This window comes from Dyadobacter psychrotolerans (assembly GCF_004349265.1).
In the GTDB taxonomy this organism is placed as follows: Bacteria; Bacteroidota; Bacteroidia; order Cytophagales; family Spirosomataceae; genus Dyadobacter; species Dyadobacter psychrotolerans.
This window is the reverse complement of sequence record NZ_SMFL01000002.1, coordinates 467940-485304: the sequence shown is the minus strand read 5'-3', so window position 1 is coordinate 485304 and position 17365 is coordinate 467940. Positions and strand designations below refer to the sequence as shown.

General features: G+C 40.4%; 15 protein-coding genes. 10 read left to right on the top strand and 5 right to left on the bottom strand.

From position 1 onward, the window contains the following. Positions 1–21: 21 nt before the first annotated feature. From E0F88_RS05785 to E0F88_RS05765, 5 genes are all read left to right on the top strand, one after another. A complete protein-coding gene (locus E0F88_RS05785) occupies positions 22–990 on the top strand; it encodes a DUF2157 domain-containing protein (RefSeq protein WP_131957268.1) in 969 nt (322 codons plus the stop codon). Continuing rightward, positions 987–2126 (top strand): hypothetical protein, encoded by a 1140-nt coding sequence (locus E0F88_RS05780; protein WP_131957267.1) that lies wholly within the window; start codon positions 987–989, stop codon positions 2124–2126. Before E0F88_RS05785 ends, E0F88_RS05780 begins: the two co-directional genes overlap by 4 nt. 25 nt (positions 2127–2151) lie before the next feature. Next, entirely contained in the window at positions 2152–3132 is a 981-nt protein-coding gene (locus tag E0F88_RS05775; RefSeq protein ID WP_131957266.1) for a glycoside hydrolase family 43 protein, read from the top strand. A 94-nt stretch (positions 3133–3226) separates the two neighbouring features. Then, the gene (locus tag E0F88_RS05770) at positions 3227–5242 is read left to right on the top strand and encodes a sialate O-acetylesterase (RefSeq protein ID WP_131957265.1); all 2016 of its coding nucleotides are present in this window, start codon (positions 3227–3229) and stop codon (positions 5240–5242) included. 96 nt (positions 5243–5338) lie between these two features. Beyond that, complete coding sequence (locus E0F88_RS05765) at positions 5339–6400, top strand: endonuclease/exonuclease/phosphatase family protein (protein ID WP_131957264.1); 1062 nt, start codon at positions 5339–5341, stop codon at positions 6398–6400. Between the two features lie 4 nt (positions 6401–6404). On the opposite strand, the gene E0F88_RS05760 is transcribed toward E0F88_RS05765, so the two are convergent. After that, positions 6405–7289, bottom strand: coding sequence for a DMT family transporter (locus E0F88_RS05760; RefSeq protein WP_131957263.1), 885 nt, complete (start codon positions 7287–7289; stop codon positions 6405–6407). 185 nt (positions 7290–7474) lie between these two features. On the opposite strand from E0F88_RS05760, the gene E0F88_RS05755 reads away from it, so the two are divergent. Both E0F88_RS05755 and E0F88_RS05750 read left to right on the top strand, forming a co-directional pair. Continuing rightward, entirely contained in the window at positions 7475–8167 is a 693-nt protein-coding gene (locus E0F88_RS05755) for a DUF2490 domain-containing protein (protein ID WP_131957262.1), read from the top strand. Between the two features lie 109 nt (positions 8168–8276). Continuing rightward, positions 8277–9842: a carbohydrate-binding domain-containing protein gene (locus E0F88_RS05750; protein ID WP_131957261.1), complete on the top strand. Its 1566-nt coding sequence runs from the start codon at positions 8277–8279 to the stop codon at positions 9840–9842. A gap of 92 nt (positions 9843–9934) precedes the next feature. On the opposite strand, the gene ypfJ is transcribed toward E0F88_RS05750, so the two are convergent. Next, complete coding sequence (gene ypfJ / locus E0F88_RS05745) at positions 9935–10786, bottom strand: KPN_02809 family neutral zinc metallopeptidase (protein ID WP_131957260.1); 852 nt, start codon at positions 10784–10786, stop codon at positions 9935–9937. Positions 10787–10909: 123 nt separating this feature from the next. Beyond that, positions 10910–11755, bottom strand: a complete 846-nt coding sequence (locus E0F88_RS05740) for a CHRD domain-containing protein (RefSeq protein ID WP_131957259.1) — start codon at positions 11753–11755, stop codon at positions 10910–10912. A 100-nt stretch (positions 11756–11855) separates the two neighbouring features. Between E0F88_RS05740 and E0F88_RS05735 the strand changes: the two genes are divergently transcribed. Continuing rightward, entirely contained in the window at positions 11856–12467 is a 612-nt protein-coding gene (locus E0F88_RS05735; protein WP_131957258.1) for a DUF4468 domain-containing protein, read from the top strand. Positions 12468–12473: 6 nt separating this feature from the next. On the opposite strand, the gene E0F88_RS05730 is transcribed toward E0F88_RS05735, so the two are convergent. Further along, complete coding sequence (locus E0F88_RS05730; RefSeq protein ID WP_131957257.1) at positions 12474–13583, bottom strand: lipase family protein; 1110 nt, start codon at positions 13581–13583, stop codon at positions 12474–12476. Between the two features lie 21 nt (positions 13584–13604). Continuing rightward, positions 13605–14432: an SGNH/GDSL hydrolase family protein gene (locus E0F88_RS05725; protein WP_131957255.1), complete on the bottom strand. Its 828-nt coding sequence runs from the start codon at positions 14430–14432 to the stop codon at positions 13605–13607. 409 nt (positions 14433–14841) lie between these two features. On the opposite strand from E0F88_RS05725, the gene E0F88_RS05720 reads away from it, so the two are divergent. Both E0F88_RS05720 and E0F88_RS05715 read left to right on the top strand, forming a co-directional pair. Beyond that, positions 14842–16758, top strand: a complete 1917-nt coding sequence (locus E0F88_RS05720) for a T9SS type A sorting domain-containing protein (RefSeq protein WP_131957253.1) — start codon at positions 14842–14844, stop codon at positions 16756–16758. 127 nt (positions 16759–16885) lie between these two features. After that, positions 16886–17353: a hypothetical protein gene (locus tag E0F88_RS05715; protein WP_131957251.1), complete on the top strand. Its 468-nt coding sequence runs from the start codon at positions 16886–16888 to the stop codon at positions 17351–17353. Positions 17354–17365 lie beyond the last annotated feature (12 nt).

Sequence of the window (17365 nt, the reverse complement as noted above, 5' to 3'; positions counted from 1 at the left end):
ATCGGCCGGAACCGCTTCTCTATGAACTATTCAAAAGTACTGGAAAGACTACTGAGTAAAAATATTATTTCGTCCAGTCATGCAGAGCTTATCAACCATGAGCTGACCAGCCGGCCATTTTCTGTTCATCACGAGCTCCGGTTTATTCTATACACCGGCATTTTACTGTTGTCGTCGGGAACGGGAATAATCATTTATGAAAATATAGATACCATCGGACATCAGATCATCATTGGAATAATTGCCCTTTTAACTGCCAGCTGCTTTTATTATTCCTTTAAAAACTGTCTGCCTTTTAGCTGGAACCAGACTTTAAATACCAATAAATTATCCGGGTATCTATTGCTGCTTGGATGCAGTTTATTCCTGATTTTGGAAGGATACATTCAATATCAATACAATGTCTTTGGCTCAAAATATGGACTTGCGGTTCTTATTCCAACCGTCATTTTCTTCTACTGCGCTTACAGACTTGATCATGCAGGCGTTTTGTCAATGGCCATAACCGGACTTGCCAGCTGGCTTGGATTAACAATTGCCCCGTTTTCCATTATTTCGCAAAACGATTTTACTGACTTAAGCCTGATACACTCCGCCATTGTATTAGGATTTTCACTGGTCATTTTCGGACAAGTATCAATAAGTCACAACCTCAAAAAGCATTTTTCCTTTACCTATCAATTTCTCGGAGGAAATCTGGCTGCCATCGCTTCGATAACAGGGATCTTCAATCACGATTACAAATTCGTTTATTTTCTCACAGGTGGTTTGCTAAGTGCCTATTTTATTTTAAGCGCCCGTAAGAATCAGTCGGCAATTTTCCTTTTGATGGGCGTTATCTACGGATATATTATTCTAACGTATTCATTTTTTAATTTTCTGGACAATTCGGTGGCAGGTTTTATTGCCATGTATTACTTTTTGTTTTCCAGTATCGGAGTGATATTTTTTCTGTTGAATTTCAAGAAAATCTTAGGAATCAAAAAATGAAAAAGGGATATAACGAGACCTGGGTAGATAACCTCGCGATTGAGCGGATTGCAAAAAGCTGGCTATCAGACGGCCTAATCAGTGCTGAACAATTCTCTTCTGTTGAAGAAAACTTTCCGCATAATTTCTATCGCCCCGGTTTGTTTGTCAGAATAGGACTTTTTCTTTTTGCCTGTATCGCCTGCTCTTTTTTCTCCGGCTTCTTGTCTTTAATGCTATACGAAACCGGTAAGTATTCTTACGTTCCGATTACGTTGCTAAGCTTTTCAGGCTTCGTTTTCATGCTTAACTACCTCATAAAAGATCGGCGTCTTTTTCATAGCGGTGTAGATAACGCGCTTTTATATTCGGCTGTTTTTTCCCTGCTTGCCTGCATGTTTTTGTATTTTGAAGACAGACTGGAAATCCCGCAATATTGCATGATTATTCTTGTTATACTTTCCGTTGCAATTTACATCTACGCAGACATATTCTGCTCTGCTGCATTTTTTGCCACTTTTTTAACACTGTTAGCTAATTTAATGTTACGATACGAACTGGGGAAGGCACTGTTGCCATTTGCAGTGCTGATTGTTTCAGGAACCAGTTTTGCTTTGCTTAAAACGATAAGGAGCAGCTACTATGAAGATTGTATTGTATTTGTAAAAGTGCTTTCTCTGATCTGTTCCTATCTCGGTGGCAACTATCTGGTCGTACGTGAAGCAAACGCAATGCTAAATAATTTTTCGGGAGCCGTTTCTCCTCAAATCTCTTTTGCACCCTTATTCTGGTTTTGTACAATAGCAATTCCTGTTGGTTACATCTTCTTTGGCCTTAAAGGTAAAAATAGAATGTTGTTGGTGACGGGATTGATTTGTCTCGCTTTCTCTGTTTTTACTTATCGATTTTATTATGACTTTTTAACCGTCGCGCAAGTCCTGGTCGTAGCTGGCATTTTTATGCTTTTATTTGCAGTGTGGGCGATAAAGTACCTGAAAGAAGTGCGTCTTGGAATATCTGATTTGACACTTAAAGAGCGGGCAAATTACCCTTTGGAAGCACTTTTGGCAGCACAGTTTGCAAACCATCACCCTGCCGCAAACGTTGAACCCGGCGCCGGAAGTTTCTCAGGTGCAGGAGCCGGCGGAGATTTTTAACTTTAAATTTTAAGATCAAATAAACATGAGTAAGTTTCTTTCTGTTATACTTCTTTTCGTTGGTACACACTTAGCGATTGCGCAAAAAGTAAAAAAGGTCACATCCGGAAACCCTGTTTTCCCAGGCTGGTATGCAGATCCCGAAGCCATTATTTTCGGGAAGAAGTACTGGATCTATCCTACTTTTTCTGCTCCGTACAACCAACAGGTATTTATGGATGCATTTTCTTCGACCGACCTTGTTAATTGGGAAAAACATAAAAATATTCTGGATACTGCTTCGGTAAAATGGGCGAAAAGAGCCATGTGGGCACCATCAATTATTGAAAAGGACAAAAAGTACTATCTGTTCTTTGGTGCTAATGACATTCAAAGCGACAATGAAAAAGGCGGAATTGGTGTAGCCGTTTCCGATAAACCGGAAGGCCCGTTTAAAGATCTTCTTGGAAAACCACTGATTGATAAATTTCACAACGGTGCCCAGCCAATCGATCAGTTTGTTTTTAAAGATAAGGATGGACAATACTACCTCTACTACGGAGGCTGGAAGCATTGCAACGTAGCAAAACTGAAAAATGATTTCACCGGATTTGTTCCTTTTGAAGATGGAAGTATTTTTAAAGAAATAACGCCAAAAGGATACGTAGAAGGCCCTTTCATGTTTATCAGAAACGGAAAATATTATTTCATGTGGTCCGAAGGCGGCTGGACAGGTCCGAATTATTCTGTAGCATACGCCGTAGCCGATTCTCCCTTTGGGCCTTTTGAAAGAATCGATAAAATTTTACAGCAAGACCCTAAGGTTGCCAGGGGTGCGGGCCATCATTCCATAATCCAGATTCCCGGGAAAGATCAGTTTTATATTGTCTACCACAGAAGGCCACTAACTGAAACCGACGGAAATCACAGAGAAACCTGTATTGAAATCATGACTTTTAATGAAAAAGGATTGATCAATCCGGTTAAGATTACCACTAAGGGGGTTAAACCAGTTAAGTTAAAGTAGTTCAACAGCTATCCTGCTGTCTGAGAGAATCTTTCAAGAGCGGCAGGATAGCCAAATTTCCGGCAAATGATTTCAATTTGCTTAAAACTCAACGATGAAGAAAAATTTCTACCCAAAAGTAGTACATAAAATATATTTCACTTTAGCACTACTTGTTTTCATTTCAATCCAGTCCCGGTCTCAGCAATTAGGATCTTTCCTTTTTAGTAAACTACCTCAGGATTATCAGCTTTATCCCCGAAATGAGCAGAGTGAAGCCTTCATACCCATTGCAGGCAGAACCGAAACAGCTGGTTACAAATATGTATCTGTACAGGTTTTTCGGAATCAGACACTTCTAACATATCTTCGGGGAGAACTCAAATACGATAGCAAAGGTGTAGGTACATTTGCGATTGAGACGAAAATTAAAGCTGAACTGGCAGAATATAGCTTTAAGGTTTATGCCATGTCCACAGACTCCGCCTTGCTTGTACACCGTCAAAATGTTGTCAGCGGAGATGCTTATATATTAACAGGCCAGTCGAATTCGACAGGTTTTTTTAATGAAAACCAAACCAATGAATACTGCCGGTCATTTGGCAAAATAACTGAGACGCTGAATACTGAACGGTACAATCCGGCAGATACATTGTGGGCTCTTTCAAATCAGCCGAAAGTCGGTGTGGGACCGATGGGCTTTGAAATTCAAAAACAACTGATCGCAAAATCGGGCGTACCCAACTGCCTGATCAATGGTGGGTTTCACTGGTCGTCAGCCTGGAACCATGCTCAGCGGACGGAAGCAAATCCGGCTGATCTTAACAATGGCTATGGAAGAATGTTATACCGGGTGCAGAAGGCCGGCTTAACATCATCAGTGAAAGCCTTCATTTTCCGTCAGGGCGAAAGCGAGGCATATAATGAAGGATTCGACTGGGAACTGAATTTTAAGAAAATGTATGCAAACTTAAAGCTGGATTTGCCGAATCTGAAAAAGCTGTATGTTTTCCAGATAGACGTGATCTATTTTCCAACACCTGTTGGAGCCATCGTCCGCGATTATCAACGCAGACTTCCACAGCTATTTCCTGATATTCGCTCGATATCCACAGTTGGGACTCAGGGTTTCGACGGTTTGCACTACGCACATGAGGGATATGTACAAAACGGACTGGAGTTATCCCGGCTGATTGCCAGAGATTTCTATCAGTTAAAAGATACTATTAACATTGACTCTCCGTCCCTGAAAAAGGCATTTTACAAAAATGACGAAAGAAAACAGTTGATTTTACTTTTTGATGAAGGCCAGCAAATTGTTTATCCTGAAATGTACAGGCCAAAAGAAAATGTGATCCTGGATATTAAAGATCTGTTTTTATTAAATGGCCAGGCCGGTACCGTACGTTCCGGTAAAGCAGAAAACAATAAAATAATATTGGAGCTCAACGGTACACAAAATGCCAATACATTAAACTATCTGCCTGATTACCTGCCCGAAGGAAATATTTACTATCCTTTTACAGGCCCGTTTATAACAAATAAGTTAGGTATGCGGGCTTTCAGTTTTTATCAGGCACCTATCGGCACTGCCCTGCAGACACCCAAGTTAAACGCAGCACCGGGAACAGAGCTTTCCATAACACTTTCCTGGACGAAAATCCCGGATGCAGCAGGTTATGTTTTAGAAAGAAAACGGGCTGACGAAACCACATACAAATTATTAGCCAGGTTGAACTCCTCATCGACCAACTATCAGGATCTGACTGCTATCGGTTCTGGTAAAGTAGATTACAGATTGAAAGCAATAAACGATCTTTCCGAATCTGCCGACTTTGGTTTCGCCCAGGCTGATGCGCCGATTGTGCTGGCAATCCAGGCTGAACCGGTCGAGATCTTTAACGTTTTTCCTAATCCGGTAAGCAAAAATCAAAAGATCTTTGTGCGTTTTAAAACGGCGTTGTCGGGATCAGTTTCTTTAATCAATGCTATGGGGCAGATTATTTCACACCAGGTTATTGAGCATAAAACGGAGGCTACATTTAACTCAACATCTTTCACCTCTGGCTTTTATTTCATAAAATTCAGAGGTGAAAATTCCGGTTTTACCAGGAAAATTCTTGTTCAATAGCGTATCTATGATGTTGCCTTTTATGTTTTAAAGATCGATTTATAATTTTTTATCCGATCTTTATGAACTTACTGATCCTGAATACAACATTTTTAAATGCATTCTTTTAAATTATTCCTGGAAATTTCGGGCGGATTTATCATTTTATTCTCTTTGATTCCGCTGATTAAAAATGATTACTGGGCCTTCCGGGTCTTCGAATATCCACGCCTTCAGAAACTGTTTCTGAACCTGGTTATTATTATCATCTACACCTCGTTATTTGCTATAACAGGAAATCTGGAAATTTTTGTTCTGTCAGCATTAATTACCAATGCGGTTTACCTGGTTTATCAGATCTCACCATTTACTTTCCTTGCAAAAAAAGCTCTTCTAAAGGCTGTTAGTCAGGATACTTCCAATCAGCTTAGCATTATTTCTTCCAATGTTTTTCAGGATAACAAAAATACTGCCGGATGTATGAAAATGCTTCAAAGGCATGATCCTGACATCATTTTACTGCTTGAAACCGACCAGTTTTGGTTTGAAGGAACAAAAAAATTAAAAGAGAAATATGCTCATCAGGTGTTAGTCCCACTGGAAAATACCTATGGAATGCTGCTGTATTCAAAACATAAATTGATTGAACCAAAGGTGCGTTATCTTGTGGACGAAGAAATTCCATCCATTAAGACCAAGGTGGAATTATCCTCTGGCCAGATCATCGATTTGTACTGCGTACACCCTACTCCGCCTGTTCCCGGAGAAAATCTGTATTCAACTGAACGGGACAAAGAATTATTGTTGGTTGCCAAGGAAGTGAAGGAAAGCAATAAGCCCTGCATCGTAGTCGGTGACCTAAATGACGTGGCCTGGTCATATACCACTAAGCTTTTTACCAAAATCAGTGGTCTCTTGGATCCGCGTATTGGCAGAGGTTTTTACAACACATTTCACGCAAAGTATCCGTTTTTAAGATTCCCCCTTGATCATGTTTTCTGTTCAACGGATTTTAAACTAATCCGTCTTCAAAGACTTGAAAATTTCTCATCTGATCACTTCCCTATTCTGATCGGGCTGCAATTTGAACACCTGGCAGATTTGCAGCAGGAAGAGCCCGTTGCAGAACAGGAAGACATTAAACTGGCGGAGGAAAAAATCCAAAAGGAAGTACCCTGAGTGTTTAAACAGCAGAAAGCTTTTTATTCTGCCAATAAACTTTCATCATTTGTAAAATAACCGATAAAACGATCAGGCTTAATCCGATGTAAAAAGCGATGGTGAGCTCACGGTTTTCTTTAAAAATTAATATGGCCAGTGCAATGGTGTAAACCGGCTCAAGATTAAAGCTGAGATTTACCGTAAAAGCAGATATTTTGTTCAAAGCCTGGGTAAGCAGCATGTATAAAAGAATGGTGCAGAACAGCGATAACAATATCAGGCAAACAAGATCCGGTAACGACGGAATGATAGACCTGACCGGAAAAAAGTGAAGATAAACCGGCATAAGAAGTCCAAGTGCTAGGCTCCCCCCGATCATTTGATAAAGTGTAACGGTCTCGCTGGCGTAATCCCTAGCCAGGCGTTCGTTGGCTATCGTATACAAGGCAACAAGCAATGAAGAAACCACGCCCAAAATTATACCAGTGCGGTAGCGTGTATCGAAACTAAAAATCAAACCGATACCCAGCAGTGTCAGTCCGCTAAGCAGCAATTCTGAAACAGCGAATTTCTTTTTGTTGATAAGAGGTGCCAGAATAGAGGTAAAAAATCCGCTAAGCGAAAAACACACCACACCTACTGAAATATTCGAGTACTTAATACTTCCATAAAAAAATATCCAGTGCAGGCCCAACAGAAAGCCGGCAAAACCAATGCGTTTTAAATCCCTGGTAGAAACTGCTTTTAACCTTTTGGAGAAAAACAGAATGAGCAGCAAAAGAATACCCGATATCAGCATCCGGTACCAAACCAGCAGACCTTCATTAAGGGTGATCAGCTTACCAAAAACGCCTGTAAAACCTGCCAGCAAAATGGCTATGTGAAGCTGAATGAAAGCCTTTTTCATTTTAAGCCCGTGTTATTTTAAACAAAAAGGAACAATTGTAAAAGTAACAGTTAAGCAGCTAAGCACAAATTTTACTCCTATCGGATTTAGGCGTTTTTACAAATGAGGAAAACCCGTATTTTAACGTGGTACAGTTATGTTAGGAAGGATCAAGCCATCAGGGCGCACCAATCTTATAACCTGTAATGAAAAAGCCATGTCTTCTTTTTATTTTTTATCTATTTCCTTTTGCAATTTTTGGTCAGGATGTACAATACAACGGATGGCTTTTCTGGTCACATCAGCAAAAACTCAAAAAGCAATGGCAGATTAACTCTGACTTGCAGGTCCGTTCTGCTGGTCAGGCAAAGTTTGTGAGCAATTTGCTGGCTCGGGCTGGTTTAGGATACAAACTTTCTGATAAGCAAACTATACTTTTGGGTTACACTTATTTTGGCAGTTGGGAAAAAGAAAACGGAGAATTGTTATATGAACCGGAAAACCGTATTTACCAGCAGTATCAGCTTGAAAATAAGTTTACTAAAATTGAAATTACCAACCGCCTTCGGTACGAACAGCGTTTCATAAACACCGCTGACCAAAACGTTTTTGCCCAGCGTTTCAGACACTACATCCAGATACAGATTCCGCTTATCAGTGACGCAGAATTTAAGAAGGGATTATATACTTCTATACAAAATGAGATTTTCCTTAATGTACAGGGAAAAAACAAGATCAATCATCATCTGTATGATCAAAATCGTGTTTACCTGGGTCTTGGTTACCGGTTGAGCGAAAAGATCGAAATGGAGAGCGGTTATTTATTTCGTTATCAGATTCAGGAAGATCAGAATGTTAGAAACAACATTCTCCAGTTGCTTCTAAGGACGTCATATTAATAGTGTAAAGATCAACCACATACTTTTCAATCTCCCGCAACACTCCTCAACGGCTGAGCGTAATGGTTACTGAATTCGAAATTTCGTCTTTGACTAATAAATTAAAAAAATGACATCAATCAAAAGATTAAAAAATCCTCTTAAAAATTTAGCTTCGGTTTTTTGCGCACTTTCCTTAATTGTAGTGGTTTCGTTAACCTCCTGCTCGAAAGAAAAAGACGAAGTTGAACCGGGAACAGATACAGGCAGCAGCGCAGCTTCCGTGGTCATTGACAGTCTGACCCAGTCAGCCGGTATAGCCGAAGGAAATACAGGCGTTGCTGCCAATGCAGATGACCTTCTTGCCAGCGCAACGTTCAGTTCAAAAGTGACCATCGTTTTTGGAACTACAATCACTATGACCAATCCTATGGCAGCGGCCGGTGTAACAATAACAGAGGTTAATGGCGATGTAACCGTTAAGTCTACTGCTTCGGATGTGGAATACGAAGTGTCAGGCACAACAACCAACGGTTCGGTTAAAATTTACAGTGATAAAAAAATCAAGTTAACCCTGAACGGAGCCAATATAACCAATGCAGACGGACCGGCGATTAACGTTCAGTCGAGTAAAAGGGTGTTTTTGGTACTGGCAGACAATACTACCAATACGTTAACAGACGGAGCAACTTACACTGCCAGTGGCACGGAGGATATGAAAGCAACTCTTTTTAGCGAAGGACAGCTTGTATTTTCAGGAGCCGGTACTTTGAATGTGAAGGGTAATTACAAACATGCCATTTGCAGCGATGAATATGTGCGGATAATTAGTGGTAATGTTACGGTTACGGGTGCGGTTTCAGACGGTATTCATACCAACGACGCTTTCATTGCAGACGGCGGAATAATTAAAATTACAACTGCCGGAGACGGTATTCAATGTGAAGAAGGTTACATCGTAATCAATAACGGAACATTTACGATCAATGTGGCCGATAAAGGAATTGCGGCAACCTGGGATACAGATGCAACAATTGATCCTTATCTGACGATAAACGGCGGAACAATCAACATCACTTCCACCGCCGGCGAAGGTATCGAGAGCAAAAGTATCATGACGATCAACAATGGTACGATCACTACAAAAACAACAGACGACGGACTGAATGCTGGTACTTTCATTTACATCAACGGAGGTAACATTTATGCTTATAGTACTTCCAACGATGCAATTGACTCCAATGGAAAAATTACGATAACGGGAGGCAAGATCGTAGCTGTTGGTTCGACAGCACCGGAAGAAGGTTTTGACTGCGATAAAAATACATTTAAAGTTACCGGAGGAATTCTGGTAGGTGTTGCGGGAGCGACAAGCTCGCCAACCGCTTCGGTAAGCACACAGGCATCGGTGTTACTGGGTTCGGGATCGGCCAACCTGCTTTATCATATCCAATCCTCAGACGGTAAAGAAGCACTTACTTTTCTTATACCAAGGAATTATGCAACGATGCTTTTTTCAAGTCCAAAACTAAAATCCAGTGGAACTTACAGGGTTTACACAGGCGGAAGTGTAGCCGGAGGCAGCAGCTTTGGCGGCCTTTACACCAGCGGAACCTACAATGTCGGAACTCAGGCGAGCACATTCACAACCACCAGCATGGTAACCAAAATCGGCGGAAGCGTTGGTCCTGGCTGAAATGTTACTGATAATTAACCAATGCTAAATCGAAGTAAACAATAAAAGGATGGCTGAACGGCCATCCTTTTATTGTTTGATCAAAATCAATCTTACTTAATATCCTGATATTTACCCTGATTCAGGTCACCGGTTTCAAATCCTTTTTTAAACCAGTACATTCGCTGCTGTGAAGTTCCGTGCGTGAAAGCATCGGGAACGATGTAACCCTGAGATTCTTTTTGAAGTTTGTCATCACCAATTGCGTTAGCCGCGGTTAAAGCAGCTTCCAAGTCTCCCGGTTCAATAATATTGTCCATTTTCTGTGCACGATTTGCCCACACACCGGCGAGGAAATCCGCCTGTAATTCCAGTTTAACCGACAGCTTGTTGTATTCTTCTTTGCTCAGATTCTGTCTCTGCTGCTGAACCTGCTCAGAAATCCCCATCAGATTCTGAACGTGATGGCCCACTTCATGTGCAACGACATAGGCTATGGCAAACTCTCCGGGTGCCTTAAATTTATCACGGAGCTCGTCACAAAATGACAGGTCAATGTATACTTTTTCATCAGCCGGGCAGTAAAACGGCCCCATTGCCGAAGATGCATTACCGCATGCTCCCTGTGTTGCATCTGTGAACATCTGAAGGGTTGGCTGCTGGTACTGTGCATTGTTTTCTTTATAAATTTCACCCCAAACATCTTCGGTACTACCCAGAACTTTCGAAACAAATTCAGCTGTCTGGTCATCTGGTCGTGGTCCGGCAGGTCTTTCAGTACTTTGCTGTTCTGTTCCCTGCGCACCCTGCAAATTATCCAGAATTACACCCGGATCCTGCCCGGTCAAAAGACCGATAGCTACCACAATGATCATACCGATACCTCCTATCGCAACTTTCCCGCCACCAGACATTCCACGGCGATCTTCTACATTTCCGCTTTTGCGTAAATCCTGCCAACGCATATTTATAAAGTTTTAGTTGTTAATTATCCAGAATGCGATATTACAAAATCGTGCCGGTAATTCACAAACGTTTAACTCCATTGAGAATATTATCTGTTAAACCGATTACTAATAGTAAATTTCTTAGAACTCAATCTGCGCACGAATTTCTCCTCCTGGATAAATGGCGTTATGAATATTGATATAATAAAGTCCGCTGAGAAGATCTGCTTCTTTAAGTTTTACCTCGTCAACAAGAACTGAATTTGAAAAACCACCGGAAATTGCTGGTGTAATCAGAGAGAAAAAATCATACAATATACCAGTGTTTGTGCCTTTGGGCGCAGGACCATGAATATGCGCACCTGTCGGGGCGCTAACCAGGTTATTCCAGGTAACAAAATAACTCAGGATTTTGGTTGTTTTATTATAAGACACATCCAATGTACCTGTTGCCGTACTTGCATTTGCAGGATTTTCCTGTTTGCCGGAAAGCTGCAAACCCATCCTGCTTACGATATTAACCTGATTGTAAAACTCGATTTGGCCTCTGATCTCTCCACCGGGGTTATTTTTTGTATGCATATTCAGATAATACAGGCCATTAAGAAGATCTGCTTCGTTAATCTTTGTTCCATCCACCATCACCTCACTTGAAAAAGTACCAGATGTGGTCTTAGGAATTTGGTCGAAAAAGTCAAATTTGATACTTGTATTTACATTTCGAAGAGCCGTTCCGTGTATGTGCGCACCAGTGGGAATATCACTGAGATTATTCCATTTTAACGTAAAAGAAAGCATTTTGGTCACTTTATTGTAGTACACATCGGCACTACCCGAAGCCGGACTAACTTTCACAGGTGATTCCTGCAACGGACTCAACGGCAAAGCAAGCTGCGTCAAAATATCAGCCGGTGTGTGATCTTTGACGCAGCCTGAGAAGGTAAGCAGTGTGAATACAAAAAATAGTAATACGGATAAATTTTTCATGATGAAAATGTTTTTAGTGAATGCGAGATCAGTTTCTACATAAATTTACATTGTTTATTTGTTATTTCTTATTTATGTGCAAATACACCTATTTAACGGTATGGCACATAATCACTTTCCTATTTATTTATTACTACTTTTGCCCAAAACAACCCATATCATTTTGAACTGCATTAAGCTTTTTCTCCTATTTTTCGTATCGTTCAACTGCCTTGGACAGGATGGTCTTCTGCCAATTGATACCCGCAAACAGGTTTATTACTCAGACTTAGTCAATACGGACAAAACGAAAGACGAGCTTTACAAAATAGCACAGAACTGGGTTACCAGGAAATTTGGCAATTATGATATTGCTGTGACATTTCAGGACGCCGCGGCAGGCAAGTTGGTCATCAACAGTTATGTGCCTGTAAAGCATTCCCTGTATGATCATATTCGGTTTGATCTGACAATCATTTGTAAGGATAATAATTATCAGGCGTCCATAGAAAAACTGGACGGGATTGCGCAGACAAGGTCTCCAAAAAGACTTGGACCTTCGGAAAATGATGCAATTGCGGAAAAGTCCATGGCCGTAAAAACAGAGACAAACCGCAAAAAGAAACAGGGATCTGAACTGCTTTTACAGAAACAACAGGCAGATAATGATCAGGTTAATGCAGCAATGTACAAACTGCTGGCTAGTCTGAAAGAATTTATCTCCGAACAGTAGTAGGCCCTATTTTAGCTTTTCAGCCAAAAACAAATAGGGTTTTGGTAAATGATGCTGCCAAATATTGGGATTGTCGGCTTCATTGCTGAAAAGTTTGAAGTACTCTTCGTCGGCATAAAGCACAACGGTATTCCCCGTTCTTACATAATAACTGCTATTGTAATAGGTGGGAATTGTAAAATCAGGCAGTTGCTTCCTGACTGTTCTGGAAATCATTTTTCCCAAATATTTCTGATAGTTTTTTCTGGCCTTATTACTGGGTTTACTCATTTGATTGTACACGTGTTTCAAAGCCAGGTTTTTGGGAAATTTCATTTTTTTGATCTGCGTCTTTGCTCCGTGAAATGGATTCACCGCAGTAAAATCGTCAACGGTCTGGACAGTAAAAGGCACGTCCGGAACCCAGTCGGCCGAGTTTACAACATTATAAGCCCAGCCACCGCTGGTCATTCGTTCGTAATCATAGGCATAATACAAATTGCCCGGCTTAGGGCCTGCACTGCAATACGTTTTGAAGCGAATATCTGCCGGCAGTTTACCTTCTGCTTTCAGATTTTCAAGATAGCTGTTAAGCATAAACACGATTCCCCCACCCTGGCTGTGTCCGGTAAGAACAAACTCTTTCATACCTGTTTTGTGGCAGGAATCAATCTTTGCAACGATATCGGTTGAAAGATAGGCCAGCGAAACCAGCCAGCCCACGTGCACAGCTGCACTCGGATTATTCGAAAGATTGTAGCTAAAAGATCTTGTTTTATCTAGTTGTAACGCTCCTTTCGCGGGCACCATAGCTGCATATAAGTTTGCCAGAAAACTAGCTCCGGTTTGCACGCTTCCCCGCACGGCAACAATTCCCACACCATCATTTCTTTTCCATAAATCCCATAAATTATCAAAACCTGACACGGCTGAACGGTAAATTAATTTTGAATGCTGAGGATCCTCAACCGCCCCTACATCTTTCCATTTAGCCACATCAATATGCACCTTATTGTTGATTTTGAGGGTTTCAATATATTCAGCCTTATCGAATCCCGGTTTTAGCTTCTGCCCATACGTAACCGTAGCAAGCAGTAAACAAAAAATAACAGTGCAAGATTTTTGAATAGCTTTCATAAACGTGAGATTTTGTGTGTTTTACTTCACTCCCTTCCATTTGCTTACCAGCAAATCAGCAATTTGCTGATAGCCTTTATCGGAAGGATGCAGCCCGTCGTAAGTCATGTTACTTGCTTCAACAGGATACGGATATTCGTCTTTTTCGGGATCAAAAGCAACAGTAGTATAATCCGGGTAAGAATAGTTTCTGTATGCTCCTGTCGACGGGTCTTTTAACCTTTTGAAATTAACCATATTTTCCAGGGATATCCCGCTGTCATGGTAAAGATCAGCTACCGGCAGTTTTTCCAGTTTGCCAATCTCCGCAATTGCGTTGGCGAATTGTTCAAGCGTCTGTTCTTTTTTGGGTTTATAAGAACCGTACGCATTGTTTTTTGCATTGTTAATGTAGACAAAATCTCCCCTCTGCATTGGAGTAATCAGAATGATCTTCGCCTTTTTGTTGAGCTGTTTTAGTTTGGATGTAATCGTACGAAACGCTCCGTAAACTGTGGCGGTACCGGTACTGTCCTTATAGTCGGAAATATTACCAAGAGGTTTTCCCTGCCACCAGTCATTTGTGCCCAGAAAAATGGTGTAAACATCCGCTTTTTCCAAGCCTAGTGATTCAATTTTATCAGCGATGTTAATAGACGTCCACCCGTTATGCCCCTGGTTGATGTACTCTACCCGTGGATATTTTTCACTGATAAGCGTCATATATCCTTTTGTTACGCGGTTTGCCGTTTCATTCTGATGATCGTTTAGATAAGTAATAGAATCACCAATCGCGACCCAGGTAACTTTTCGCGGCGCCAGTGACAGGAAAATAAGTAAACAAAGGAATGGCGGAAGATATTTTTTCATAAAGAATTAAAATAGACGAAACCTATTAATCAAATTAATATCATTTTTTACTCTTGTGCCTCATAAAAAATTTTAATTTAATCACGCTGACCATTTTGGGTGTGACAATCAACAAAGTTTTATGTTAAATATTATGAAACATAAGTTCATGATGTTCACATCCATATAATCTTAAAATTCCTGTAGACAGAGTTATTTTGAAGCAATATATAAAAAGCATAGCCTTTACAACAGATCGTTTACATGAGTAAGAGTTGACGGACCTATACCAAGAAGGGTATGTTTAAAAATGGATTGTTGAGTAATTGAGCTAACTACTTGTCTTTCCTTAATTGCAAAACCGATTTTATTTTATTGATAGAATTTGAGTTATTGCTATAAATTCAAACTTAACTCACCTACCTCTACCATGTTTCAATTTTTGCCCAACACTTTAAAAGTTCTCTTTCTATTTCAATTTATTTCCATTTTTTCATTCGCCCAGAATTGGGATAAAGTAATTAAAGCAACAGCCGATGACCGGGAATTTTTAAGTTATTATGGCAGTTCCGTTTCCATTTCCGGTAACTACGCGGTAGTCGGTGCTGTTTACGAGAGAAAAGACGTTAATGGCAGTAATTCACTTTCAGGTGCAGGAGCCGCTTACATTTTGTTTCATAATGGGACCAATTGGGTTCAAGTAAAAAAAATATGCGCTCCTGTTCGCAGCGAGTACGACAACTTTGGAGCGAGTGTAGCCATTAGCGGTGAGACTGTTATTGTGGGTGCACCCAATGAAAAAGAAGATGAATCTGATCTTAACCCTATTAACTATTCGGGCGCCGCTTACATATTCTCAAAACATCAGGGAGGAACTGATAACTGGGGATTTACAAAAAAAGTTACTGCGGCTATACGCTCCTCTAATTCATATTTTGGTCAAAAAGTCTCAATTAATGGCGATTATGCACTTGTAGGTGTTTACGGAGAAAATATCTCCGGCAACAGTAGCCTGATGGGCTCAGGAGCAGCATATCTGTTTAAAAAGGATCAAGGCGGTTTAAATAAGTGGGGCTTGTTAAAACATTTAATCGCATCGGACCGCGACGGAAGCGACCAATTCGGCACTTCCGTCGCTATCAGCGGAAATTATGCGATTGTGGGCGCCGGTCAGAAATCTCATGTAAACCCTTTGATTTACGGGGCAGGTGCTGCCTATATATTTAAAAAAGATCATTTGGGCCAGGATAATTGGGGGCAGGTAAAAAAAATTGAAGCACCTCTTCAAAGTGAGTACGACACCTTTGGTACTTCCGTAGCTATCAGTGATGAATATGCAGTCGTCGGAGCAGTTAATGATGACGAAGACGAAAATGAGGATAATAAATTAAGTAACACAGGCTCAGCTTACATCTTCAAAAATGATTTGGGCGGATCCGACGGTTGGGGAATGATTAAAAAAATTACTGCTAAATTCCGGGAATCGCAAGATGGTTTTGGGAACGCCGTAGCTATCAGCAATGACTTTGTAGTAGTTGGAGCCAAAACGGAAAATCATGACGTATTTGAAAACAATCACGTTGAAAACTCCGGTTCTGCGTACGTATATTCAAAAAACAGCGGAGGAGCTGATCAATGGATGCAAACAAATAAACTCACTGCAAGATTACGTGCCACGGATACCAATTTTGGTTTTACACTAGCTATTGATGGAGCTAATTTACTTATAGGCTCTAATCTTGAAGATGCCGATGCAACTGATAATAATAACGTGCTGGATGCAGGGGCAGTTTATTTCTTTAGCAGCTCATCTCCCTTACCCTTACCAATCAAACTGACCAGTTTTAATGTGCAAAAAAACGAAAACAGGGCGCTACTTTCCTGGAACACTGCCAGCGAATACAATAGCGATAATTTCGAAATACAACGCAGCGGAAATGGCAAAAACTGGAATAAAATCGGGAAAGTACAGGCGGCTGTAGAAAGTCATTTGCCCTTGAATTACACATTCACCGATCATACACCTGCTGATGGCGAAAATTTGTACCGTTTAAAAATGACAGATACTGATGGAACATTTGCTTACAGTACCGTAAAAATGCTTAACTTCAGTAGAAGGGATATTTTACTTTATCCTAACCCAGTTTCTGATAAGCTGTTTATCTCTGATGATGATAATAAGATCCAATCGGTAAATCTTTTTAACTCCTTGGGTCAAATTGTATCAAAATCATCTAAGATTGGTGATGGATTATCCGTTAAGCATTTGCAGCCGGGCTTGTATTTGATTCAAATTACACAGAGTAATGGAGAAAGCAAATTTTCAAAAGTTGTTGTTACAAAATAGGTAAAAAGTCATTGTTTGATAAAGATCTGTTAGTAAGTATAAATTCTGCTAACAGATCTTCTTTGCTTGGCGGAACTCTTATTCAGCCTATTGCAGATTTTCAAATATTCTAACACGGTCCACTCTAATGCCATCTAAGAATCAACTTTTTGTTTTTTCAATTCTGCTTTCGTTGGTATCCTGTAATATTACATCAGAAGTAACAGAAAAGAATAGAACTCTGCCGTTAGCTGGCACCTGGAATCTGGTTTCTTCCAAAGTAATTACAAAGACAGATACTGTGAATACCTTTCCGGTTAAAGGCCAGGAAATGATCAAAATGTTTACTGATAACGAGTTTTCATTTTTCAAGCATGACCTAAATTATGGCAAAGGTGAGTCCGCTGTTTTTGATGCAGGAAGCGGAACCTACAAATTGGAAGGGGAAAATTACTCTGAGCACCTGGCATACTGCAACTATCGTGACTGGGAAAACAGGGATTTTAATTTTAAACTGATTCTAAAAAATGACACCTTAATTCAAACCGGTATTGAGAAAATAGACAGCCTGAATATTAACCAGGAAATTGTAGAAATATATGTGAAAAAGAAGTAACTGGGGAAAGTT